Raw genomic sequence first — 22,677 nt, forward strand, 5'->3', positions numbered from 1 at the left:
CTATTTGCTCCTGCTATGCTTATCTCATAATCAGCATAACAGGAGCGAAACAATGCAATACAACGTCTTAGGAAAAACCGACCTTCGGGTCTCCCGCCTGTGTCTGGGCTGTATGACGTTTGGCGAACCGAGCCGCGGCAATCACGCCTGGACGCTTCCCGAAGAAAGCAGTCGTCCGATCATCAAACACGCCCTTGAGGGCGGCATCAACTTTTTCGACACCGCCAACAGTTATTCCGCAGGCAGCAGCGAAGAGATTGTCGGTCGCGCCCTGCGCGATTTCGCCCGTCGTGACGAGGTGGTGGTGGCGACCAAGGTCTTTCATCAGGTTGACGACCTGCCGGAAGGTTTATCCCGCGCGCAGATTCTGCGCTCTATCGACGACAGTCTGCGGCGTCTGGGTATGGATTACGTTGATATCCTGCAAATTCACCGCTGGGACTACAACACGCCGATAGAAGAAACGCTGGAAGCGCTGAATGATGTCGTGAAAGCCGGGAAAGCACGTTACATCGGCGCATCCTCAATGCACGCCTCGCAATTTGCCCAGGCGCTGGCTCTGCAAAAACAGTACGGTTGGGCGCCGTTCATCAGTATGCAGGACCATTACAATCTGATCTATCGTGAGGAAGAGCGCGAGATGCTGCCGCTGTGCTATCAGGAGGGCATCGCGGTGATCCCGTGGAGTCCGCTGGCGCGGGGTCGTCTGACCCGTCCGTGGGGGGAAACCACCGCGCGCGTCGTCTCCGATGAGGTGGGTAAAAATCTGTACCGCGAAAGCGACGAAAACGATGCGCAGATCGCCGCCCGCCTGGCAGGCGTTAGTGAAGAGCTTGGCGCGACGCGCGCTCAGGTGGCGCTGGCGTGGCTGCTCAGCAAACCCGGTGTCGCCGCGCCGATTGTCGGCGCATCTCGGGAAGAACAACTGGATGAACTGCTGAACGCGGTGGATTTAACGCTGAAGCCGGAGCAGATAGCCGAACTGGAAACACCGTACAAACCGCATCCGGTGGTGGGATTCAAGTGAAGACAGCGCCCGATAGCACGACGCTTATCGGGCCTCTCCCGCATTTCAGGAATCGGTTAAAACATACCGATCGGCCAGTGGTGGCCGATAAAATACAAAATACCGGCAGAAATCACCCCTGCAACGATATCGTCAACCATGATTCCCATCCCACCGTGGACGTTGCGGTCAAACCAACGGATCGGCCATGGCTTCCACATATCAAGAATGCGGAAAATAACGAACCCGGCTGCCACCCACTGCCAGTCGCGGGTCGGCAGCGCCATCAGGGTGATCCACATCCCGATGAATTCATCCCAGACAATACTGCCGTGGTCATGGACGCCCATGTCTTTCGCCGTCTGATGGCAGAGATAGACCCCGATACAGATGCCCAGCATCACCACCAGTGAATAGAGCTGCCAGGGCAGAAAGGTCATCACATACCAGAACGGGATCGCCGCCAGTGATCCCATCGTGCCCGGAACCACCGGACTCAGACCACTGCCAAAACCGGTAGCCAACAAATGCCACGGGTTAGTCAGTTTCAGGCGGCTTTTCGCCGTATCTTTATGACGTGGCAAAATGGTCATATCCTTTCCAGTCGAAGGTGACAGGCTCGCCGTCACGCGTAAAACAGATCCCTTCCACATCCGCGCTCATCTGCCCGATGCAGGTAAACGGCACGCCGAGATGGCCGAGCGCGACATCCAGCGCCCCGCGATTCAGTTCCGGTACCGTAAAGCATAATTCATAGTCTTCGCCGCCGGAGAGCGCCCAGCGCAGCGCCTGTTCGCTTTCGACATGACGTTTGACCGCGTCGGAGAAAGGCAGCGTTTCAATGTCTATGCGTGCGCCGCAGGCGCTGGCTTTGACGATATGCCCAAGATCGGAAATCAGCCCATCCGACAGATCGATCGCCGCGCTCGCCTTGTCGCGCAGCGCCTGCCCTTGAAGAATACGCGGCGTCGGTCGCAGGTGGCGTTTTAGCAGATATTCCCGGTCAACCTCATCCGCAACCTGTAAACGGCGCTGTAAAATCGCCAGCCCTGCCGCGCTGTCGCCTGGCGTACCGGTAACGTAAATCCAGTCGCCCGGCTTCGCCCCTGAGCGTTTCAGGGCGCGGCCCGCAGGGACGTAGCCGTGGATACCCAGCGTCATGGAGAGCGGCCCACGCGTGGTATCGCCGCCAATCAGCTGCATATCGTAATAATTGAGTAGTTCAAACAGGCTGTCGCTGAATATTTCCAGCCAGCGTTCATCGACCTCCGGCAGCGTTATCGCCAGCGTCAGCCACGCCGGATCGGCGCCCATTGCCGCCAGATCGCTTAAATTGACCGCCAGCGCTTTATACGCCAGGTCCGCCGGATCGATATCGGCCAGGAAGTGATTGCCCGCCACCAGCGTATCGGTACTGATCGCCAGGGTCTGTTTTTCAGGAATATTCAGGAGTGCGCAATCGTCGCCAATACCGGTTTCGACATCGAGACGAGAGCTTCTAACACGGTCAAAATAACGGGCAATCAGGGAGAACTCGCCGCATGCCATACGTTATGCCTCAGCAGAAATAAAGAAAAAGCCGCCAGCGGAGCGGAGGCGTCCCCGCGTCACTGACGGCCTGGTGATTACTTTTTGTTGGGGCGAATCGCAGGCGCTGCTTTATCCAGTACGCCATTGACGAACTTGTGGCTGTCTTCTGCGCCGAAGGTTTTCGCCAGTTCGATCGCTTCGTTGATGGCCACTTTATACGGCACATCGCTACGCTTAGACAGCTCAAACAGCGCAATGCGCAGGACCGCTTTTTCCACCTGACCCAGTTCTTCCAACAGGCGGGACAGGTAAGGCTTCATCAAACCATCCAGGTACGCGCTGTTAGTCGCCACCCCGGACAGCAGTTCGCGGAAGTACATGACGTCAACATCTTTTACGTCCTGTTCTGCCAGGAACTGGTATTCAACATCAGCGATGTCGTTCTGGGACAACTGCCAGGAGTAGAGCGCCTGAACGGCACACTCACGAGCGCGGCGACGAGCAGCAGGTTTCACGGATTTCCCCTTACAAAAATCAGGCCTTGATGGCTTTCAATACATTAATCATTTCAAGCGCGGTCAGTGCAGCTTCCGCGCCTTTGTTACCGGCTTTGGTGCCAGCACGTTCAATCGCTTGTTCAATGCTTTCGGTGGTCAGTACGCCAAAGGCGACAGGAATTTCGCTGTCCTGAGCGACATGCGCCAGGCCATTGCTTGCCCCACCAGCAACATATTCAAAGTGTGCGGTGCCACCACGGATCACGGTGCCAAGCGCAATCACCGCGTCATATTTACCGGTTTTCGCCAATGCGCCAGCCGCCAGCGGCAGCTCGTATGCGCCTGGAACCCAAACGACGGTAATATTTTCATCTTTAACCTGGCCAATGCGTTTCAGTGCGTCAACCGCGCCGTCCAGCAGGCTGTCATTGATAAAGTTGTTGAAACGCGCAATGGTGATGGCGACGCGAGCGTCCGGAGTAGCAACGTTAGCTTCAATAATGTTCATATTCTTCCTTCGGGTTCGGTATAAGCCCCCGCAGGGGGGCGGATTTTATCATAAATATCGTCGCGCTGCTTCCTAAATTCAGGCAGCCATTACGCGGGAATCAAATGCAGGCAAACGTCCGGACCTACACGACGTATCTCATTGAATGTAAACTTCGGCGCCTGGCTAAGTTGTTCAAGCCCTGGCAGGACGCATAATCCGCGGGCGTCATTGCCTAACAGTGTAGGCGCAACATAAACGATTAGCTCGTCCACCACGCCAGCCTGCAGCAGCGCGCCCGCAAGGGTCGGCCCCGCCTCCACCCAGAGGCTGTTGATCTGCTGTTTGCCTAACAACATCATCAGCACCACCAGATCAAGATGGCCATTGTGTTCCGGCACCAGAAGCGTACGCACCGTTTCCGGCCACTGGCGGGAATCATCTTTGGTACGCGCAAACCAGGTTTCTCCCGGCTGCTGAACAATGCGGTGTTCCGGCGTCACGCGATTCTGACTGTCGATCACAATCCGCACCGGTTGGCGCAGCGTGTCCTGCGGGTATACCGCCTGCGTCGCGTCGTCCAGTTCAGTCCAGCGTACGGTCAGTTGCGGATCGTCCGCCAGTACCGTTGCGCTACTGGTCAGGATGGCGTGGCTTTGCGCACGCAGACGCTGAACGTCGCGTCGCGCCTGCGGCGAGGTGATCCACTTGCTTTCACCGCTCGCCATCGCCGTACGCCCGTCCAGCGAGGCGCCGAGCTTAAGCTGAACATACGGAAAACCGGTGCGCATTCGCTTGAGAAAGCCTTTATTTAACGCTTCCACTTCGCGCATCATCAGACCGTGGCTGACGTCGATCCCTGCCTGTTGCAGACGGTACAGCCCACGTCCGGCCACCTGTGGATTCGGATCCTGCATCGCCGCGACCACGCGTGATACTCCGGCAGCAATCAGCGCATCGCAGCACGGCGGGGTGCGGCCATGGTGGCTACAGGGTTCAAGGGTAACGTAAGCCGTCGCGCCTTTGGCTTTTTCGCCGGCCATCCGCAGCGCATGGACTTCGGCGTGGGGTTCCCCGGCGCGGTGATGGTAACCCTCGCCGACAATTTCGCCCTCTTTCACAATCACGCAACCGACGTTGGGATTGGGGTGAGTGGTGAACCGCCCGCGCGCAGCAAGCTTCAGCGCGCGCGCCATGTATATCTCATCCTGCATGGCTTAGTCCTGTAGGCGAGCGATCTCTTCGCCGAATTCTTTGATATCTTCGAAGCTACGGTAGACGGAGGCAAAACGGATATAGGCGACTTTGTCGAGTTTTTTCAGTTGTTCCATCACCAGATTGCCGATCATTTTACTCGGCACTTCACGCTCACCGGTGGCGCGCAGCTGCGACTTGATGTGGTTCAGCGCCATTTCGACGTCATCTGAACTGACCGGACGCTTTTCCAGCGCACGTAACATGCCGCTACGTAGTTTTTCTTCATTAAAAGGTTCGCGCACGTCGTTGCTTTTCACAACCCGTGGCATCACAAGTTCCGCGACTTCGAAAGTGGTGAAGCGTTCGTTACAAACCAGACACTGCCGACGGCGGCGTACTGACGATCCCTCGCCCACAAGACGAGAGTCAATTACTTTCGTGTCTACGGCGAAACAAAATGGGCAATGCATACGGCGTCCTGACCAGGTGGTTAACAGAAATCTATTTTACCCTGAACTGACGTGACAACAAAGGCGCAACGCTTTTGAGACAAAGGATCGGTGTTTTTGCGCCGTTTACGCACTACCATTAGGTCAGTGCAATATTCCAGGAAAACCGCGATATGACAAAACGTTACCTAAGAATTCTCCTGGCGGGAAGCCTGTTTAGCCTTACCGCCTGCGCCCAGCAAAGCGAGGTTCGTCAGATGCATCAAAGCATCAGTACGTTAAATAAAGAGATGAATCAGCTTAATCAGCAAACGGTAAAAATTACGCAGCAGAACAGCCTGAACGTGAAATCCACCCGCGGCGTGTACCTGTTGCCGGGCTCAAATACGCCGGCGCGTCTGAACAGCCAGATTGGCACGCTGCGCATGTCGCTAAAAAATATCGCGCCGAATGCTGACGGCACACGCGTGACGCTACGGATTCAGGGTGAGTCCAACGATCCGTTACCGGCTTTCAGCGGCACCGTTGAATATGGGCAAATTCAGGGAACAACTGACAATTATCAGGAAGTCAATGTGCAGAATATGTTGATTAACGCCCCTGCCAGTCTCCTGGCGCCAGCCGATGTGGACATTCCGCTTCAACTTAATGGTGTTACACCCGAGCAGTTAGGCTTTATCCGTATTCATGATATCCAGCCTGTGACGCGCTAAACGCCTCTGCGGAACGTTTTGTGCGTTCCGCAACATCTCACCCGCCCTTTTTGTGACTCTACTGACATCACCGAAATTTTTGCTAATCCTTTGCAACATTCATCAAAGTCAGTACAATCGCCGCGCTAAAACACGCAAACGTGAACGCAATCGATTACGTGAATGATAGAAATGTGAAACATGACAGATTTTTGTGAGCAATGATTTTTATAATAGGCTCCGCAGAAACACGAAATATTTAGAAACCTAATTCGCGCCTTTTTCACTCCCGTTAGGGATTTTCAATCAGTGGCATAAATATGAAAAAAACATTACTTGCAGCCGGTGCAGTGCTCGCGCTTTCTACGTCTTTCACCGTGAACGCCGCCGACAACGACAAACCGCAGTATCTTTCCGACTGGTGGCACCAGAGCGTCAACGTTGTGGGTTCCTACCATACCCGCTTCGGACCGACACTGCGCAACGACACCTATCTGGAATACGAAGCTTTCGCCAAAAAAGACTGGTTTGATTTCTATGGCTACGTTGATGCGCCTCGCTTCTTCGGCGGCGACAGCAACTCCCGCGGGATCTGGAACCACGGTTCTCCGCTGTTTATGGAAATCGAACCACGCTTCTCGATCGATAAGCTGACCAACAGCGACCTGAGCTTTGGTCCGTTCAAAGAGTGGTATTTCGCGAATAACTATATCTACGATATGGGTCGTAACAGCGAAGGCCGCCAGAGCACCTGGTATATGGGTCTCGGTACCGACATCGACACAGGGTTGCCGATGAGCCTGTCCCTGAACGTCTATGCGAAATATCAGTGGCAGAACTACGGTGCGTCCAATGAAAACGAATGGGATGGCTACCGTTTCAAAGTGAAATACTTTGTGCCGATTACCGATCTGTGGGGCGGTAACCTGAGCTACATTGGCTTCACCAACTTCGACTGGGGCTCTGATCTGGGCGACGATCAGTACCGCACCAGCAACTCTATCGCGTCCAGCCACATTCTGGCGCTGAACTACGATCACTGGCACTACTCGGTGGTCGCCCGTTACTTCCATAACGGTGGTCAGTGGAAAGATGGCGATGAGCCGGTATGGCAGGCGGAACCGATCAAGTCTAACGGCTTCGGCTGGTACCTGGTGGTAGGTTACAACTTCTAAGTAGCGCAAATAGCCGGGTGGCAACTTATGCCTGACCCGGCCTCCGCGCGTCGCCCGCTGTTCCGCAAGCGGGCTTTTTATCGCTTACCTTGCGCAAAAAATCCGCCAACGAGCGCTCTGCACTCTCGCAAAAGCGCCGCTCCGTCATCGTGATCTGCAAACATCTGTCGAGCCGAAAGCAGCGATAATCATCCCGCCGTTCGCACCAGGCGACCAAAAGCCAGTATTCGCCCCAGAAATACATCCCCAGCGGCTGCACCTCCCGCCAGGAGAGCTGTCCGGCCTCGTCGCGATAATGCAGCGCCAGCACCTGTTGGCCGGAAATGGCGCGATGAATAAGGTCGAATGCGCTGCGTGAATGCGGCTGTGTCCCAAAGTCCGGGGCGAATATCCGCGCCTGCTCGGCTTTACGGCGGCTTTCTTCCGGCAGGATCGCCAGCACTTTCTCTTGTGCTGACGCCAGTTCGCGCGACAGGGAATCTCCGCCCCAGGTCGTTAACAGACGAATAGCCGCAATCAGCGCTTCGGATTCCCGGTGAGTCAACATCAGCGGCGGCAAATCAAATCCCGCCATCAGGCGATACCCGCTGCCCGCCTCTCCTTCCACCGGTACTCCGGACAGCGACAGGTCGCGGATATCACGGTAGATCGTCCGTTCTGACACCTCCAGCCGCTCGGCAAGTAGCGCCGCCGTCGTCAGTCGCCTGCCGCGCAGGATCTGCACAATCTGAAACAAACGGTCGGCGCGACGCGTCATAGTGACTCTCTTACGTTAAGCGGGTTGATGTAATCCGACACGGTTACCTTCGCTGTCAGTAAACAGCGCCACGGTGCCAATCTCTTTGCCCAAATCGATTGGGCCGAACACGCATTCACCACCGGCGCTGGCGACGCGATCCAGCGTTGCCGCAAGATCGTCGGTGTGCAGATAAACGATTGCGCCCTGCGGCGAAGGCAAGACGCCGTCGATTTTCGCCAACGCGCCGCCGGTAGCCGGATCGTCATAGGGAAAGACCGCCAGATCGGCACAGTCCATTTTTTCGCGGCGCAGCGACAGCCCCAGCACCGGCTCATAAAACGCGATAGCGCGCGCCATATCGGTGACGGGAATTTCAAACCAGTTAATGATGCTTTTACTTTTCATCCTTCCTCCTGCCTGTGTGGTTGAGTTCAGAAGAAGAATAAAACAGGGCTCCTGACAGCATACTGTCAGTAATGATTGCGGAACAAGCCAGAAAGGAAAAAGAAAAATCCCGATCTTACGACCGGGATTTCATCAGGGAGCTGAACACCAGATTACGGCAGAATTGACGGCTGATCCGCCCCTTCTTTTTCGACTTTCTGCTGCAGCATGTGCTCGCGTTTCATACCCAGCTTCAGCGCCAGCGCCGACGCAACGTAGATGGAAGACGCGGTACCGATAGAGACACCGATCAGCATGGTCAGCGAGAAGCCTTCCAGCACCGGGCCGCCGAACAGGAACAGCATCAGAATCACCATCAACGTGGTACCGGAGGTGATCAACGTACGGTGCAGCGTCTGGGTCAACGACACGTTAAAGATTTCGTACGGCGTACCGCGACGAATCTTGCGGAAGTTCTCACGGATACGGTCAGATACCACAATGCTGTCGTTAAGTGAGTAACCGATAACGGACATCAGCGACGCCACGATTGTCAGGTCGATCTCAATATGGAACAGCGACAGGATCCCAAGCGTGATGATCACGTCATGCGCCAGCGCGATCACCACCCCGGCCGCCAGTCGCCACTCGAAGCGGAAACCGACGTAAACGAGGATAGAAATCAGCGCGGCTAACAGCGCCATCGCGCCGGTTTGCGCAAGGTCAGCCCCCACGCTCGGTCCGACGAATTCAATTCGCTTCACCGCCGCGTTCTGGTTGGTGGACTCGTTAATCACACTCAACACTTTGCTGCCCAGCACCTGGCCGCCGTTCGCCCCTTCGGTCGGCGGCATACGAACCATGATGTCGTGACTGCTGCCGAAGTTCTGTAAAAGCGGATCAACAAAGCCCGCTTTTTCCAGCGCATCGCGCATCACATCCATCTCCGCAGGTTTTTCCAGCGTGATTTCGATAACCGTACCACCGGTAAAATCGAGCCCCCAGTTAAAGCCGCGTACGCCCATAATCACAATGGCCGCAATCAGCAGAGCGCCTGAGATGCCGAAAGCCCAGTAGTCCCAGCGCATAAAGTCCCAGACTTTACGGCCATGGTTCAATTGTTCAACAGTATATTCCTGTGCCACTTCGCACTCCTCAGATTGACAGCTTTTTGACGCGCTTGCCGCCATACAGCAGGTTTACGATGGCACGTGTACCGACAATTGCGGTAAACATTGACGTCGCTACACCGATACCGGTCGTAATCGCGAACCCTTTAATCGCCCCGGTGCCGACCGCGTACAGAATGATAACTTTGATCAGCGTGGTGATGTTCGCATCGAAAATAGAGCTGAACGCCCCCGCATAACCTTCGTTAATCGCCTGCTGCACCGAACGCCCGTTGCTTAACTCTTCTTTGATACGTTCGTTGATAAGCACGTTCGCATCGACGGCAACGGCAAGGGTTAAGACGATCCCCGCAATCCCAGGCATACTCAGCGTGGCCCCCGGCAGCAGCGACATCACGCCGACAATCAGCACCAGGTTTGCGATCAGCGCGCTGGTCGCAATCAGACCAAACTTCTTATAGAACAAGATCATGAACAGGATGGAGACCGCCAGACCCGCCAGACACGCTTCCAGACCCTGCTTAATGTTCTGCATACCCAGGGTTGGACCGATGGTCCGCTCTTCAACAATCTGAATCGGCGCAATCAGCGCGCCGGCACGCAGCAGCAGAGAGAGCTGACGCGCTTCGTTCGGGTTGTTGATGCCGGTAATACGGAAGCTGTTACCGAGACGAGACTGGATGTTGGCGATGTTAATCACCTCTTCCTGTTTCACCAGCACGGCACGACCGTTGGCGTCTTTCTTACCGCTGTCCTTATACTCCACAAACAGGGTCGCCATCGGCTTGCCGATATTGTCCTTGGTGAAGTTAGACATGATGTTGCCGCCTGCGCTATCGAGCGAAATGTTCACCTGCGGCTGGTTATACTCGTCCTGGCTGGACGTAGAGTCGGTGATATGGTCACCGGTCAGGATGACGCGTTTGTACAGCACAACCGGCTGGCCTTCACGCATCTGCTTCACTTCGGAGTCGCCCGGTACGCGTCCGGACGCTGCCGCAGCCTGGTCTACGTTGGTGTTAACCAGACGGAATTCCAGCGTCGCGGTCGCGCCAAGGATCTCTTTCGCACGCGCCGTGTCCTGAATACCAGGCAGTTCAACCACAATGCGGTCAGCGCCCTGGCGTTGCACCACCGGCTCGGCGACGCCCAGCTGATTCACACGGTTACGCAGAATATTGATGTTCTGCTGAACCGCGTATTCACGCGCTTCGCTTAAGCGCGCATCGGTCATTACCGCACGCAGCGCGTTGCTTCCCTGGCTGGAGATCACCAGATCCGGGTGGCGTTTGCTGAGATACGCAATCGCGTCGTCACGCGCGCTGGCATCACGGAAATTGATGCTCAGACCGTAGTTGTCTTCTTTACGAACGGTAGTATACGGGATGCCTTTTTCACGCAGATCGCTGCGCAGGCTATCGATATTTTGTTCCTGCAATTTACCCAGCGCGGTGTCCATATCCACTTCCATCAGGAAGTGAACGCCGCCACGCAGGTCAAGACCGAGTTTCATCGGTTCTGCTTTGATGGCAGCCAGCCAGCGCGGGGTAGCCGGAGCAAGGTTAAGCGCCACGACGTATTTATCACCCAGCACGCCCACCAGCGCTTCACGTGCACGCAGTTGAGTGTCGGTGGTGTCGAAGCGCGCAAGAATAGCGCCCTCTTCCAGTGCCACAGACTTCGCGGTAATTTTTTCTTTTTGTAACGTATTCTGGACCTGGATCAGCGTTTGCTCACTGGCGGCGACACCGCGCGCGCCAGTGATTTGAACGGCCGGATCCTCACCATACAGGTTGGGAAGCGCATACAGCAGACCGACGACAATGACGACGATCAGCATGACATACTTCCACAAAGGATAACGGTTTAACACGGCAGTTCCCTTCGGGAAAGTTACTATTACAGCGCCTTCATGGTGCCTTTCGGCAGAACGGCAGCTACGAAGTCACGTTTGATAACCACTTCCGTGGTGTCATTCAGCGCGATAGCGATGTAGCCAGTTTCTGCTACTTTGGTCACACGACCCACCAGGCCGCCATTCGTCAGGACTTCATCACCTTTCGCGATAGAATCCATCAGCTTTTTGTGCTCTTTGGTGCGCTTCTGTTGTGGGCGCAGGATCATGAAATAGAAGATCAGGCCAAACACAACCAGCATCAGAATCAGAGACATCGGGCTGCCCTGCGCCGGAGCACCTGTTGCCGCTACCGCATCAGAAATAAAAAAGCTCATTCAAATTCCCTCATTATTAAAATTAATCAACGTTTAAAGGTGGAACAGGTCGACCCTGACGTTGGTAAAAATCGGTCACGAAGCTCTCTAATTTACCTTCTTCAATAGCCTTGCGTAAACCCGCCATCAAACGCTGGTAGTAACGCAGGTTATGAATGGTATTGAGTCGCGCGCCCAATATTTCGTTGCAACGATCGAGATGATGCAAGTAGGCGCGTGAATAATTGCGACAGGTATAGCAATCACACTCAGCGTCGAGTGGGCTGGTGTCGCTTTTATGCTTCGCGTTACGAATTTTCACCACGCCGTCGGTCACGAACAGGTGACCGTTACGGGCGTTGCGGGTTGGCATCACGCAGTCAAACATGTCAATACCGCGACGTACGCCTTCAACCAGATCTTCCGGTTTACCGACACCCATCAGGTAACGCGGTTTATCTGCCGGAATTTGTGGGCAGACGTGCTCCAGAATGCGGTGCATGTCCTCTTTCGGTTCACCCACAGCCAAGCCGCCGACAGCGTAGCCATCAAAGCCAATCTCTACCAGACCTTTCACGGAGATATCGCGTAAATCTTCGTAAACACTGCCCTGAATGATGCCAAAAAGCGCATTTTTGTTGCCGAGGCTATCGAAACGGTCGCGGCTACGCTTCGCCCAACGCAATGACATCTCCATCGAACGTTTAGCATAGTCCCAGTCCGCTGGATACGGCGTGCATTCGTCAAAGATCATCACAATATCGGAACCGAGATCGTACTGAATCTCCATCGATTTTTCCGGATCGAGGAAAATCGGATCGCCGTTGATTGGGTTACGGAAATGGACACCCTGCTCGGTGATCTTCCGAATGTCGCCCAGGCTGAACACCTGGAATCCCCCGGAGTCGGTGAGGATCGGGCCTTTCCACTGCATGAAGTCATGCAGATCGCCGTGGAGTTTCATGATCTCCTGGCCCGGACGCAGCCAGAGATGGAAAGTATTGCCGAGGATAATTTGCGCGCCGGTGGCTTCCACCTCTTCCGGCGTCATCCCTTTTACGGTGCCGTAGGTGCCCACAGGCATAAAAGCAGGCGTTTCCACTACGCCACGATCAAACACCAGGCGACCGCGACGCGCACGACCGTCGGTGGTATCAAGTTCGAACTTCATTATTTCTCCTGCATCAGAGAGACAGTCTGATGGTGATTACAGTGCCGCGGCCTTAGTCCCCGACACGCTCATTCAAAGCCTGCGGATTGTACGTGATAAACATCGCGTCCCCGTAGCTAAAAAAGCGATATTTTTGTTCTACCGCAGCCTTGTAGGCGTTCATTGTATGCTGATAACCGGCAAACGCGGAGACCAGCATGATAAGCGTAGATTCCGGCAGATGGAAATTGGTCACCAGCGCATCAATGACTTTGTACTGATAGCCGGGATAGATGAAGATCTGCGTATCGCCAAAAAACGGTTCGATGATGTCGTTTTTCGCCGCCTGCGCCGCGCTTTCAAGAGAACGCACCGAGGTGGTGCCGACCGCCACCACACGGTTGCCGCGCGCTTTCGCCGCCAGCACCGCATCGACCACCTCTTGCGGCACTTCGGCATACTCAGAGTGCATGATGTGATCTTCGATGGTGTCCACGCGTACCGGCTGGAACGTCCCCGCGCCGACATGCAGCGTGACAAACGCCATCTCAATACCTTTGGCGCGCAGTTTTTCCAACAGCGGTTCGTCAAAGTGCAAACCGGCGGTTGGCGCCGCGACCGCGCCAGGCTTTTCGCTGTAAACCGTCTGGTACAGCTCGCGGTCGGCCTCTTCGTCCGGGCGCTCAATATACGGCGGCAGCGGCATATGGCCAATGGCGTTGAGGATATCAAGCACCGAGCGTTCGTCATGGAACGCCACTTCAAACAGCGCATCGTGGCGCGCGGTCATGGTTGCTTTAATGCTCTCGTCATCGCCCAGCAGCAGTTCTGCGCCCGGCTTCGGCGCTTTGGATGCGCGAATATGTGCCAGAATACGTTTATCATCAAGCATACGTTCGACCAGCACTTCAATCTTGCCGCCGCTGGCTTTACGGCCAAACAGGCGCGCCGGGATCACGCGGGTATTGTTAAAGACCAGCAGATCGCCAGGGTTGAGCTTGTCGAGCAGATCGGTGAAAGTACCGTGCGTCAGCGCGCCCGTTGGCCCGTCCAGTGACAGCAAGCGACAGCTGCTGCGCTCAGGCATGGGATAGTGAGCAATCAGGGATTCAGGTAGTTCAAAGGAGAAATCGGCGACGCGCATGACGTATACTCGTGACTTAAAAACAGGCGGCATAGTCTAGTGCTCACACCCTTTTGCTGCAACAACTAGCCGCCACCGGACAAATAAAACGCATGAATTTTCTCGCTCACCTGCATCTCGCGCACCTCGCGGACAGCTCCCTTTCCGGCAATTTGCTGGCCGATTTCGTGCGCGGCAACCCTGCCGATATCTACTCGTCAGAGGTTGTCGACGGGATTTTTATGCACCGCCGTATCGACGTGCTTACCGATAACCTGCCGGAAGTAACGGAAGCCAAAGCCTGGTTCCGTCCCGAAACGCGCCGTGTTGCGCCGATTACCCTTGACGTGATGTGGGATCACTTTTTGTCGCGCCACTGGGAACGGCTTTCGCCGGAGATGCCGTTGCCGGAGTTTGTGCGCTATGCCCATCAGCAGGTGTCGATCATTCTGCCAGACTCGCCGCCGCGTTTCGTTAATCTCAATAATTACCTGTGGTCGGAACGCTGGCTGGAGCGTTATCGCGAGATGAATTTCATTCAGAACGTACTCAACGGCATGGCCAGCCGTCGCCCGCGTCTGGATGCGCTGCGCGACTCCTGGTACGACCTGGACGAACATTACGACGCACTGGAAACGCGTTTCTGGCAGTTCTACCCGCGCATGATGGCGCAGGCGAGAAATAAGCAGCTCTGACAGCATGATCAATGATAGGCAAAAGCTTGCTGAACGATTGTCGCCACCTCTTTGTCTTATTCGCGAACACTCTCTATACTGGCCCGCGTTGCGTTCCAAAAACCCTTAACTTTGCAGGAGAATAATATGGTACTGGTGACTCGTCCGGCTCCGGATTTTACAGCAGCTGCGGTACTCGGTAGCGGTGAAATCGTTGAAAACTTCAATTTCAAACAGCACACCAACGGTAAAGCGACCGTTCTGTTCTTCTGGCCAATGGATTTCACCTTCGTTTGCCCGTCCGAACTGATCGCGTTCGACAAACGTTATGAAGAATTCCAGAAGCGCGGCGTTGAAGTGGTTGGCGTTTCCTTTGACTCCGAATTCGTCCACAACGCATGGCGTAACACCCCTGTCGACAAAGGCGGCATCGGTGCGGTGAAATACGCAATGGTTGCTGACGTTAAGCGTGAAATTCAGAAAGCCTACGGCATCGAGCACCCGGAAGCGGGCGTTGCGCTGCGTGGTTCCTTCCTGATCGACGCAAACGGCATTGTTCGCCACCAGGTGGTTAACGACCTGCCGCTGGGCCGTAACATCGACGAAATGCTGCGTATGGTTGACGCGCTGCAGTTCCACGAAGAGCACGGCGAAGTCTGCCCGGCACAGTGGGAAAAAGGTAAAGAAGGTATGAACGCGTCTCCGGACGGCGTGGCGAAATACCTGACCGAAAACGTTTCCAGCCTGTAACCGGCACGAATCACGTAAAAAGGCTCGCATAGCGAGCCTTTTTTATTGCGTTACGCCGCGCCGTCTTTTTTTACTTCACGCCAGAGACGAAAGGCCAGCAGCGCCAACAGCGCGACGCCGACAATCAGCACGCCCCAGACCAGCAACCGTTTTGCCTGGCTTTCACGTTCCGTCGCTGAGGTCGCAGTTAACCGTGATTCCCCGCCCAGTTTGACCGCTTCATTGACGGAGGCCGAGGGTAGCGTCGCCACATCATAGGTTGTTCGCAAATCGGCCGGAATAAGCATATCCACGCCAACGCTTGCCGGTTCCGCAGCGCCATTCCCCCAGGCCAGCAGATAAGGGGCTTTCCCTTGCGCGTTGAACACCAGATCATAACGATCGCGGTAGCCTGTCACCTGCGGCAGCGTTTCCGGTAAGCGCGCGTTAAGCGTGGTGATTTTTATCGCCTCCACCAAGGTTCCGGGCAGCGGGACGGGCGCCGATGCCCTCCCCTCCAGCTGATAGAGCACCTCTTTTTTCAGCACCTGCCAGTCACTCTTCGCCGTACTGCGCCAGGCAATCTCGACGGGAAGAACGCCATCGCTGTTCAGAGTGATATCCAGCGAACTGAGCGGCTGAGGACGCGTCCACTGCCATTGCGCCTCCGTTGCCGACAACCGCCGTCCCTCGCCCTGCATCGCCATTTGCTCCGCCACGACGTGCGCGGGGGCGCTGACAGCCTTAACGCCCGTTAGCGCGACGGTGGCGCGGGGCGCTTCCAGCACAAGCAGCAGATAACGAATGGCATGCGGGGATAACGTGATATCGACGTCAATCCTGTCGAGTTTCAGACGATCGTTGCCGCTGGCGATATCCATCAATGGCATCTCCTCGCGCAGCGAATGCCAACGCTTGAGATTGACGCTGTAATAGACCGATGCTTTCCCCTGCCACGGCGTCTGCGGTGTATCCCAGGCGAGCTGAAGTTGGGACAGCGAAACCGCTTCGCTCGCCTTTTCCGGCAACGTCAGCAAATAGTGCTGACCGACGGGTTTCGCTTTCTCCCCTTCCAGCACGATCTCTACGCCGCTTTTGGAACGCAGCAGGATTTTATCGGTGTCATCTTCCGTTGTCTGGCGTGACGTTACCGGCGAAGAGTCCAGCGGGAAGAGCCGCAGCGCCGTCGGCTCAGACGCCGCCTGCTGGCGCGCCGCCTTTACCAGGCTAAACGGCACCGCTTCTCCCCTCTGGTTAAATACGCGCACATCCTGCAGTTCCGGTGAGGCGCTTTGCTGATAGACGTCCTGAGGCAGCGCGATTCGGTACCACTGCGAAGGGGTGGATGTGCCAAGCGTCACGCCAAAGGCGTAGTCCTGCGGCGATGCCACTGGCGTCTCGTTACCCAATACCGGGCCAGCCAGCGTTAGCAGCGTGGTACAGACCACGGCGTTAATCCATTTCATTTTTCTTCTCCTGCTTTGGGCGGTAACGGTGAGAAATAGCCAACGATCAGCACCAGAATCGCCACGCCGATAAAGGCTACCGCGCGCGCCAGACCGCCCCCGCCAGCGCTGTCCACCAGCATCAGTTTAACAATCACCAGCCCCAGCAGCACCGCGCCGCAGAGCCATTCCCGCCGCGAGGCCCGACGGGTCGCATGCAGCATCATCACCAACGCGCTGAGCATCCAGAACAGGGCGAAACAGGTCTGAATAAGCCGCGAATGCCATAGTGATTCAAGCTCCCAGGCCACTTCGCCATACCAGGCGAGCGCACGAAGCAGGACACCGTTCAGCCACCAGAATGCAAGCGCCATCAGCGCGACCACGGGCCAGGGCTGGCATAAAGAGAGTGTCGCAGGAAAATAGCGCCGCGCGGCGCGGTACAACGCGACCAGCCCCAGCAACGCGAAGGCGGCGCCTTCCTCCAGCGGGTTAACCAGCGGCAGGTATGCCTGGCGGTACACTACGCCATCCTGTAAGTTTGCCAGCGCCAGCAAGCCTGCCAGCGCAACCGCTACCGGCACCATCGCCTGCACAGCATATAGCGCCGGCCAGACCTTAAACGGCCAGAACCGACGGCGCACCGCCGCGCCGATGAAAATAATCAGCAGCCCGCCTGTCGCCATCATCACGCCGCTTCCCCAGGCCGCCATGCCCCACGGCAAATCGCGAGCAAACCAGAACAATTCCGCGGCCAGCGCCAGTAAAAACATCCACAGGAGTGAAAGATGCAGCCCCTGGGAGATTCGCGGCGGTAACGCGCGCTCGTCGCGGCGCAGCAACATCAGCGCGGCAGGCAGCGCCAGACACCATGCCAGATTCTGCCAACCCGCGGCAAACAGTGACTGGCGGGAAATTTGCAGCAAAAGCGCCATCAACATCACCGGCCACAGCAGCCACTTACTGGCCTCCAGCGCGTGCCACGCCAGGCGTTTTCCGACGCTCCGCCAACCCCAGACCGACACCGCCATCAGCGCCAGCACGCCGGACACCACCCAGGCATCTTTGTTGAAGATCAATTGCGAAGCGCCGGCCAGCGCGATAAGCCAGAACAGCACCCCGCCCGCCAGCAGTCCCCAGCTTCCCCGTATCGCGATCTGCCGCCATAACCACGCTGCTGCCAGCCAGCACAGGCTGAGCACCGCGAAAATCAGCATCAGGCTCAGCGCATCGCTTGCATCCGTCAACGCCCACAACGCGCTGCCGAGCGCCAGCACCAGCAGCGCTGTGCCGCTGTAGCTCATACGACGTTGCTGCTGTTGAACGCCCAGCCATAAAATACCCAGGCCTTCCAGCGCCCAGGCCATCGCCGTCCAGCGCGCCGACAGCGCCAACGGGATAGCCAGCGTCGCAAATGCGCCGCCCAACGCCAGCGCCGCCAGCACCAGAGGACGTCCCAGAGACGGATAGCGACGCAGCGCCAGCCAGGCGAGACATAAGTAGACTCCGCCATAGCCCAGCGCGCTGAGCGCCGGACCGTACTCCCAGTGACGGGTCATCGCGTACTGCATCCCAAAACCTATTAACGGCGGCGCAAACAGCAGCACGCCGTCGACAATCTGTCGGCCTTTCTCCTGCGCCCGCAGCGACAGCGCCACGCTCAGCACACCAAAAATCAGGATATTCGCCGCCAGGAAAAGTTGGCAGGGAAGGTAATACGCTGGCTGATAGTCGCTCAGCCCCCACAGTCCGCCGACGCCAAAGGTAAAGAGCAGGCCGAGCAGGTTAAGTTCGCGCCAGTGCTGCCAGATGCTGATCGCGAGAATGCCAACTGAAAGCAGTAAATAGAAGGAGAACAGCGCGACATAGTTGCCGCTGCCGGTAGACAGCAGCAGCGGAGCGAGATAGCCGCCGAGACTCGCCAGCATCGCCAGGCTGAGCGCCTTTTGTAATATCGCCAGCCCGACGCTCGCCGCACAGATCACCACCAGCAGCGCAAAGGCCAGCGTCATCGGCAGCATCTGCCAGAGACGAAAGGCGCCAAAGACCGTGAGATAGAGTGCGCCCGTTGCGCCCCCCTGCAAAATCAACGCATAGACGGGCTGTCTATGCCGCAGCCGCCAGCCGACGGCGAGCAGGACAATGGCAAACAGCGCAGCCGCCACCAGGCGCAGTTCAAGCGGGAACAGGGCGTGCTCAACCGTATAGCGCAGCAGAAAAGACAGTCCAAGAAACAGCAGCAGAATACCGAGTTTCGCCAGCGGGTTGCCCTGCATAAACCAGCGCGCCAGCGAAGTAATCATGCCGCCAAAGGCGGAAGGCGGCTTTGCCACCGCAGGGGCCGGGTCGCGCGGCGGGACAACATCGTTGTTTGCCGCGCGCTGAGGACGCTGCGCTCGCCACGGGCTCGCCGGTTCAGACGCAACGTCGGGCACAGATTCGGTCGGGATGACCGTTTCAACCGGCTGCGCTGGCGTCGGCGTTGTCTGCGCAACCGTCGGCGCTGCGACAGCGCGCTGCTCGAGTTCTTCCACCCGGCGGCGCAGTCTGGCAAGCTCATCGCGGGTGGTCGCGCTTCGGTTAAACGCGACAATCGCCAGGATCGGCACCACCACCAGCGCGAAAAACACGATGATGCAGCCAAGGATTAAAAGGTCGTCCATGTTGTCACCTTCACTGTACGGGATCGTCTAAGATTGACACAAATTGTTGCATTTGCGCTATCTCTGAAGATGAAAATGCCGGATGGCGCGTCAGCATCTCATCCGGCAACAACGGGACTTTACCGTATCGGGCAGGCGCCAGCGCCCCCGCCCGTCAGGTTAAAAAGCGAAGCAGGAACAGCCCAGCGCTCCCCAGAATGCGCGATCGTCGGAAACCGCAATTCCGGATTTTCGGGCAATGTCGTGCTGATGACCGTGAACGCCGCAACTGCCGCAGCACTGATGCATTTGCGCTACCGCCCCCACCTTCGCCGACGCTGGCGGCGCGGCGCGGTAATGCCCAGGCACATTCACCACCGGCGACCAGTCCGGCACCACCGGGATAGCAGGCGGCGCCAACGGCGTGAAAGGCCCGGCGGCATAGACCACTTTACCATCCACAACCGTCATCACTGACTCAATGCCTTTGATCTCCTCCTCCGCAACGCTGAAATAGTCTTTCGACAGCACCACCAAATCCGCCAGTTGATCTTTCACAATGCGGCCTTTTTTGCCCTGTTCGCTGGAGAACCACGCGCTACCCGCCGTCCACAGCTCAAGCGCCACGTCGCGCGGCAAACGGTTGTTCTCGTCATACATCGCCGTCCCGCCCACCGTACGCCCGGACACCAGCCAGTAAAGCGCTGTCCACGGGTTATAACTGGCAACGCGGGTCGCATCCGTCCCCAGCCCGACCGGAACGTCGGCCGTCAACATTTTCGCGACCGGCGGCGTATGCTTCACCGCCTCTTTGCCGTAGCGGTCAATAAAATATTCGCCCTGAAACGCCATGCGGTGCTGTACCGCTATCCCGCCGCCGAGCGCCTTCACACGGTCGATGTTGCGTTCGCTGATGGTCTCGGCATGGTCGAAGAACCAGTGCAGGCCGTTAAACGGGATATCGCGATTCACCTTCTCAAACACATCCAGCATCCGGCCTATCGATTCGTCGTAAGTGGCGTGCAGGCGGAACGGCCAGCGGTGTTCGACCAGATGGCGCACCACGCGCTCCAGTTCATCCTCCATGCCTTCCGGCAGGTCCGGGCGCGGCTGAAGGAAATCCTCAAAATCCGCCGCCGAAAAGACCAGCATTTCCCCCGCCCCGTTCGCGCGATAAAAGTCGGTCCCCTGCCCCGGTTTGAGCATATCGGTCCAGCGCTCAAAATCTTCAAGCTCCTGCTGCGGACGCTGAGTAAACAGGTTGTAGGCAATGCGCACGGTCATCTGATCGTTTGCATGTAACTGCTCAATAATCTGATAATCTTCCGGGTAATTCTGGAAGCCGCCGCCCGCGTCGATGGCGCTGGTCAGCCCAAGACGATTCAGCTCGCGCATAAACTGGCGGGTCGAGTTGACCTGCATGTCCAGCGGCAGCTTCGGTCCCTTCGCCAGCGTCGAATAGAGGATCATGGCGTTTGGTTTGGCGATCAGCATTCCGGTTGGATTACCGTTACCGTCGCGAACAATTTCGCCGCCTACCGGGTCTGGCGTTGCTTTGGTGTAACCGACCGCGTTCAGCGCCGCACGGTTGAGCAGCGCGCGGTCGTACAAATGAAGCACAAACACCGGCGTATCCGGCGCAGCCTCGTTAAGCTCCTCCAGCGTCGGCATTCGGCGTTCGGCAAACTGGAATTCACTCCAGCCGCCCACCACGCGAACCCACTGCGGCGACGGCGTTCGGTCTGCCTGCTCCTTCAGCATACGCAGCGCGTCCGCCAGTGACGGCACGCCTTCCCAGCGTAGCTCAAGATTGTAGTTCAGCCCTCCGCGAATCAGGTGCAGGTGCGAGTCGTTAAGACCGGGGATTACGGTATGGCCTTTCAGGTCGACAACCTGCGTACCGTCAGCGGCCAGACCCATCATCTGGTCGTGGCTTCCCGTGGCGAGGATTTTACCGTCTTTAATGGCAACCGCTTCCGCCTGCGGGCATTGGCTATCGAGGGTGTGTATTTTTCCGTGAGTCAAAATTAATGAGGCAGTGTGAGACATAATATTCTCCTGATGAGTCGGTCAGGCTTTTTTCAGCCAGCCGGCAAACAGACGGGTGACGATGGGCATCCAGAACCAGACAACCAGCGCAACCACGCACGCATCGTTGATCAGATGCAACGCTAACGATCCCTTCAGGGTGGGCAGGATCATCCCGGTCAGCCAGGGCACCAGATTGGTGCTGGGAAAAATGACCAGCAGGGTGATAAGAAATTGCTTCCAGCGGCGTGGCTGCCGGACATGCGGCGCGGGTGGGGTGAACCAGAACGCGGCTTCCGTATGAATTTCCGTTTTATCACCATCCGCCAGCAGCGGAGCGATTTCGTCGACCAGAATCCGCCGGGTGTCCGACTGCGTCCAGTTGTAGAGATGCTCGAGCGTGTCGAAGCGGATGATAATATTCCAGTGATTTTGCCCATCGGTGGGGCGAATGACGTTTGCCCCCAAATGACCGGGGAACTCCGCCGCGACCGGCATAATTTTTCCAAGCCATAATTCATACCGCGCCGCCTGTTCAGGCCGGAGAGTGTGGGTAATCACCAACGTCACAGATTTATTCTGCGCCATGACAAATTCCTTACCGAAGGTCAATGGCGGGTTGCCCCGCCATGGGAATCAGGCTTTACGTTCAGGCGCGCCATGTACCAGGGTGTAAGCGTAATCCACCCCCATACCGTAGGCGCCGCTGTGTTCACGCACCAGATCCATAACCGCGTCATAGGTCTCTTTGCGCGACCAGTCGCGCTGGTACTCAAGCAGAACCTGCTGCCATGTCACCGGCACCGCCCCAGCCTGCACCATACGATCGATAGCGCGTTCGTGCGCATCAACCGACGTCCCGCCGGAAGTGTCGGTAACCACATAAACTTCGTAACCGGCTTCCAGCGCCATCAGCGCCGGGAAGGTCAGGCACACTTCAGTCCACAGCGCAGAAATAATCAGTTTTTTACGCCCGGTAGCCTCAACGGCTTTGACAAACGCCGCATCTTCCCAGGAATTCATGGACGTGCGTTCGATGGGTTTGACATCCGGATGAACAGCGAGCAATTCCGGCCAGATATAGCCGCTGAAACTTTTCGTTTCAACTGAAGTATAGATAACCGGCACATTAAATATTTTGCCTGCTTTCGCCAACGCAACCGTATTATTCTTTAAAAGCTGTCTGTCTATATTAGCTACACCGAATGACATCTGCGGCTGATGATCAATAAAAATCAGGGCGGAATTAGACGGATCAATCAATTCACGGATAGACATAAATACACCTTACAATCAATAAGTTATTGGTAAACTTCTGTGTGTGCTATATACGTTCGGGCCCGGATTGATAAAGCAAATTGAGTATAGCGAGAATTGATTGTGAGGATA

23 protein-coding genes are annotated in these 22,677 nt (G+C 56.6%); 5 read left to right on the plus strand and 18 right to left on the minus strand.

All coding sequences use genetic code 11. The features are described from left to right. Positions 1-52 precede the first annotated feature (52 nt). Entirely contained in the window at positions 53-1,027 is a 975-nt protein-coding gene (locus OOJ60_RS15755) for an aldo/keto reductase (RefSeq protein ID WP_205612863.1), read from the plus strand. Between the two features lie 56 nt (positions 1,028-1,083). Here the strand turns inward: OOJ60_RS15755 and pgpA are convergent, their stop codons facing one another. The 6 genes from pgpA to nrdR all read right to left on the minus strand — a co-directional run bounded on the left by pgpA (position 1,084) and on the right by nrdR (position 5,187). Beyond that, entirely contained in the window at positions 1,084-1,599 is a 516-nt protein-coding gene (gene pgpA / locus OOJ60_RS15760; RefSeq protein WP_042285958.1) for a phosphatidylglycerophosphatase A, read from the minus strand. Further along, complete coding sequence (gene thiL, locus OOJ60_RS15765; RefSeq protein WP_205612864.1) at positions 1,577-2,554, minus strand: thiamine-phosphate kinase; 978 nt, start codon at positions 2,552-2,554, stop codon at positions 1,577-1,579. Before thiL ends, pgpA begins: the two co-directional genes overlap by 23 nt. Before the next feature lie 77 nt (positions 2,555-2,631). Next, complete coding sequence (gene nusB / locus OOJ60_RS15770; protein WP_042285962.1) at positions 2,632-3,051, minus strand: transcription antitermination factor NusB; 420 nt, start codon at positions 3,049-3,051, stop codon at positions 2,632-2,634. Positions 3,052-3,070: 19 nt separating this feature from the next. Further along, on the minus strand, positions 3,071-3,541 hold the full coding sequence (gene ribH, locus OOJ60_RS15775; protein ID WP_042285964.1) for a 6,7-dimethyl-8-ribityllumazine synthase: 471 nt from the start codon (positions 3,539-3,541) through the stop codon (positions 3,071-3,073). A gap of 89 nt (positions 3,542-3,630) precedes the next feature. Next, a complete protein-coding gene (gene ribD / locus OOJ60_RS15780) occupies positions 3,631-4,734 on the minus strand; it encodes a bifunctional diaminohydroxyphosphoribosylaminopyrimidine deaminase/5-amino-6-(5-phosphoribosylamino)uracil reductase RibD (protein WP_205612865.1) in 1,104 nt (367 codons plus the stop codon). A 3-nt stretch (positions 4,735-4,737) separates the two neighbouring features. Beyond that, positions 4,738-5,187 (minus strand): transcriptional regulator NrdR, encoded by a 450-nt coding sequence (gene nrdR / locus OOJ60_RS15785; RefSeq protein ID WP_012904816.1) that lies wholly within the window; start codon positions 5,185-5,187, stop codon positions 4,738-4,740. Between the two features lie 152 nt (positions 5,188-5,339). On the opposite strand from nrdR, the gene OOJ60_RS15790 reads away from it, so the two are divergent. Next, complete coding sequence (locus OOJ60_RS15790; RefSeq protein WP_205612866.1) at positions 5,340-5,879, plus strand: DUF3251 domain-containing protein; 540 nt, start codon at positions 5,340-5,342, stop codon at positions 5,877-5,879. Positions 5,880-6,178: 299 nt separating this feature from the next. Beyond that, complete coding sequence (locus OOJ60_RS15795) at positions 6,179-7,033, plus strand: nucleoside-specific channel-forming protein Tsx (RefSeq protein WP_042285970.1); 855 nt, start codon at positions 6,179-6,181, stop codon at positions 7,031-7,033. A gap of 25 nt (positions 7,034-7,058) precedes the next feature. On the opposite strand, the gene OOJ60_RS15800 is transcribed toward OOJ60_RS15795, so the two are convergent. The 7 genes from OOJ60_RS15800 to queA all read right to left on the minus strand — a co-directional run bounded on the left by OOJ60_RS15800 (position 7,059) and on the right by queA (position 13,791). Beyond that, positions 7,059-7,790 carry a helix-turn-helix transcriptional regulator gene (locus OOJ60_RS15800; protein WP_042285971.1) on the minus strand — a complete coding sequence of 244 codons (732 nt, stop codon included), beginning with the start codon at positions 7,788-7,790 and terminating at the stop codon, positions 7,059-7,061. A gap of 15 nt (positions 7,791-7,805) precedes the next feature. Then, complete coding sequence (locus tag OOJ60_RS15805; RefSeq protein WP_181821876.1) at positions 7,806-8,177, minus strand: VOC family protein; 372 nt, start codon at positions 8,175-8,177, stop codon at positions 7,806-7,808. Positions 8,178-8,329: 152 nt separating this feature from the next. Next, positions 8,330-9,301 carry a protein translocase subunit SecF gene (gene secF, locus OOJ60_RS15810; RefSeq protein ID WP_042285973.1) on the minus strand — a complete coding sequence of 324 codons (972 nt, stop codon included), beginning with the start codon at positions 9,299-9,301 and terminating at the stop codon, positions 8,330-8,332. A gap of 10 nt (positions 9,302-9,311) precedes the next feature. Beyond that, positions 9,312-11,159: a protein translocase subunit SecD gene (secD, locus tag OOJ60_RS15815; RefSeq protein WP_072197058.1), complete on the minus strand. Its 1,848-nt coding sequence runs from the start codon at positions 11,157-11,159 to the stop codon at positions 9,312-9,314. A gap of 26 nt (positions 11,160-11,185) precedes the next feature. Further along, a complete protein-coding gene (yajC, locus tag OOJ60_RS15820; RefSeq protein ID WP_012904809.1) occupies positions 11,186-11,518 on the minus strand; it encodes a preprotein translocase subunit YajC in 333 nt (110 codons plus the stop codon). Between the two features lie 22 nt (positions 11,519-11,540). Continuing rightward, positions 11,541-12,668, minus strand: coding sequence for a tRNA guanosine(34) transglycosylase Tgt (gene tgt, locus OOJ60_RS15825; protein ID WP_042285978.1), 1,128 nt, complete (start codon positions 12,666-12,668; stop codon positions 11,541-11,543). A 52-nt stretch (positions 12,669-12,720) separates the two neighbouring features. Further along, entirely contained in the window at positions 12,721-13,791 is a 1,071-nt protein-coding gene (queA, locus tag OOJ60_RS15830; RefSeq protein ID WP_042285980.1) for a tRNA preQ1(34) S-adenosylmethionine ribosyltransferase-isomerase QueA, read from the minus strand. A gap of 92 nt (positions 13,792-13,883) precedes the next feature. On the opposite strand from queA, the gene acpH reads away from it, so the two are divergent. Together acpH and OOJ60_RS15840 are read left to right on the plus strand one after the other, a co-directional pair. Next, entirely contained in the window at positions 13,884-14,465 is a 582-nt protein-coding gene (gene acpH / locus OOJ60_RS15835) for an ACP phosphodiesterase (RefSeq protein ID WP_042285982.1), read from the plus strand. 126 nt (positions 14,466-14,591) lie between these two features. After that, positions 14,592-15,194 (plus strand): peroxiredoxin, encoded by a 603-nt coding sequence (locus OOJ60_RS15840; protein ID WP_042285985.1) that lies wholly within the window; start codon positions 14,592-14,594, stop codon positions 15,192-15,194. A 50-nt stretch (positions 15,195-15,244) separates the two neighbouring features. Here OOJ60_RS15840 and OOJ60_RS15845 read toward each other — a convergent pair whose 3' ends face one another. The 5 genes from OOJ60_RS15845 to OOJ60_RS15865 all read right to left on the minus strand — a co-directional run bounded on the left by OOJ60_RS15845 (position 15,245) and on the right by OOJ60_RS15865 (position 22,566). After that, positions 15,245-16,639, minus strand: a complete 1,395-nt coding sequence (locus OOJ60_RS15845) for a DUF3999 family protein (protein WP_205612867.1) — start codon at positions 16,637-16,639, stop codon at positions 15,245-15,247. Beyond that, positions 16,636-19,281, minus strand: coding sequence for a DUF2339 domain-containing protein (locus tag OOJ60_RS15850; protein WP_205612868.1), 2,646 nt, complete (start codon positions 19,279-19,281; stop codon positions 16,636-16,638). The genes OOJ60_RS15845 and OOJ60_RS15850 overlap by 4 nt, the downstream gene beginning before the upstream one ends. A gap of 159 nt (positions 19,282-19,440) precedes the next feature. Further along, the gene (locus OOJ60_RS15855) at positions 19,441-21,309 is read right to left on the minus strand and encodes an amidohydrolase (protein WP_205612869.1); all 1,869 of its coding nucleotides are present in this window, start codon (positions 21,307-21,309) and stop codon (positions 19,441-19,443) included. A gap of 21 nt (positions 21,310-21,330) precedes the next feature. After that, positions 21,331-21,876 carry an antibiotic biosynthesis monooxygenase gene (locus OOJ60_RS15860; protein WP_205612870.1) on the minus strand — a complete coding sequence of 182 codons (546 nt, stop codon included), beginning with the start codon at positions 21,874-21,876 and terminating at the stop codon, positions 21,331-21,333. Positions 21,877-21,924: 48 nt separating this feature from the next. Further along, positions 21,925-22,566, minus strand: coding sequence for a hydrolase (locus OOJ60_RS15865; RefSeq protein WP_042285998.1), 642 nt, complete (start codon positions 22,564-22,566; stop codon positions 21,925-21,927). Positions 22,567-22,677 lie beyond the last annotated feature (111 nt).

The sequence above is a fragment of the Citrobacter sp. R4 genome (genome assembly GCF_026719175.1).
Lineage (GTDB): Bacteria > Pseudomonadota > Gammaproteobacteria > Enterobacterales > Enterobacteriaceae > Citrobacter_A > Citrobacter_A sedlakii.

Coding starts and splice junctions, on each gene's coding strand:
- OOJ60_RS15845 (WP_205612867.1), bottom strand. CDS start 16,639: ATGAAATGGATTAACGCCGTGGTCTGTACCACGCTGCTAACGCTGGCT.
- tgt (WP_042285978.1), bottom strand. CDS start 12,668: ATGAAGTTCGAACTTGATACCACCGACGGTCGTGCGCGTCGCGGTCGC.
- queA (WP_042285980.1), bottom strand. CDS start 13,791: ATGCGCGTCGCCGATTTCTCCTTTGAACTACCTGAATCCCTGATTGCT.
- yajC (WP_012904809.1), bottom strand. CDS start 11,518: ATGAGCTTTTTTATTTCTGATGCGGTAGCGGCAACAGGTGCTCCGGCG.
- OOJ60_RS15805 (WP_181821876.1), bottom strand. CDS start 8,177: ATGAAAAGTAAAAGCATCATTAACTGGTTTGAAATTCCCGTCACCGAT.
- OOJ60_RS15865 (WP_042285998.1), bottom strand. CDS start 22,566: ATGTCTATCCGTGAATTGATTGATCCGTCTAATTCCGCCCTGATTTTT.
- ribD (WP_205612865.1), bottom strand. CDS start 4,734: ATGCAGGATGAGATATACATGGCGCGCGCGCTGAAGCTTGCTGCGCGC.
- acpH (WP_042285982.1), top strand. CDS start 13,884: ATGAATTTTCTCGCTCACCTGCATCTCGCGCACCTCGCGGACAGCTCC.
- OOJ60_RS15790 (WP_205612866.1), top strand. CDS start 5,340: ATGACAAAACGTTACCTAAGAATTCTCCTGGCGGGAAGCCTGTTTAGC.
- OOJ60_RS15850 (WP_205612868.1), bottom strand. CDS start 19,281: ATGGACGACCTTTTAATCCTTGGCTGCATCATCGTGTTTTTCGCGCTG.
- nrdR (WP_012904816.1), bottom strand. CDS start 5,187: ATGCATTGCCCATTTTGTTTCGCCGTAGACACGAAAGTAATTGACTCT.
- OOJ60_RS15755 (WP_205612863.1), top strand. CDS start 53: ATGCAATACAACGTCTTAGGAAAAACCGACCTTCGGGTCTCCCGCCTG.
- OOJ60_RS15800 (WP_042285971.1), bottom strand. CDS start 7,790: ATGACGCGTCGCGCCGACCGTTTGTTTCAGATTGTGCAGATCCTGCGC.
- OOJ60_RS15840 (WP_042285985.1), top strand. CDS start 14,592: ATGGTACTGGTGACTCGTCCGGCTCCGGATTTTACAGCAGCTGCGGTA.
- OOJ60_RS15855 (WP_205612869.1), bottom strand. CDS start 21,309: ATGTCTCACACTGCCTCATTAATTTTGACTCACGGAAAAATACACACC.
- OOJ60_RS15795 (WP_042285970.1), top strand. CDS start 6,179: ATGAAAAAAACATTACTTGCAGCCGGTGCAGTGCTCGCGCTTTCTACG.
- pgpA (WP_042285958.1), bottom strand. CDS start 1,599: ATGACCATTTTGCCACGTCATAAAGATACGGCGAAAAGCCGCCTGAAA.
- OOJ60_RS15860 (WP_205612870.1), bottom strand. CDS start 21,876: ATGGCGCAGAATAAATCTGTGACGTTGGTGATTACCCACACTCTCCGG.
- ribH (WP_042285964.1), bottom strand. CDS start 3,541: ATGAACATTATTGAAGCTAACGTTGCTACTCCGGACGCTCGCGTCGCC.
- thiL (WP_205612864.1), bottom strand. CDS start 2,554: ATGGCATGCGGCGAGTTCTCCCTGATTGCCCGTTATTTTGACCGTGTT.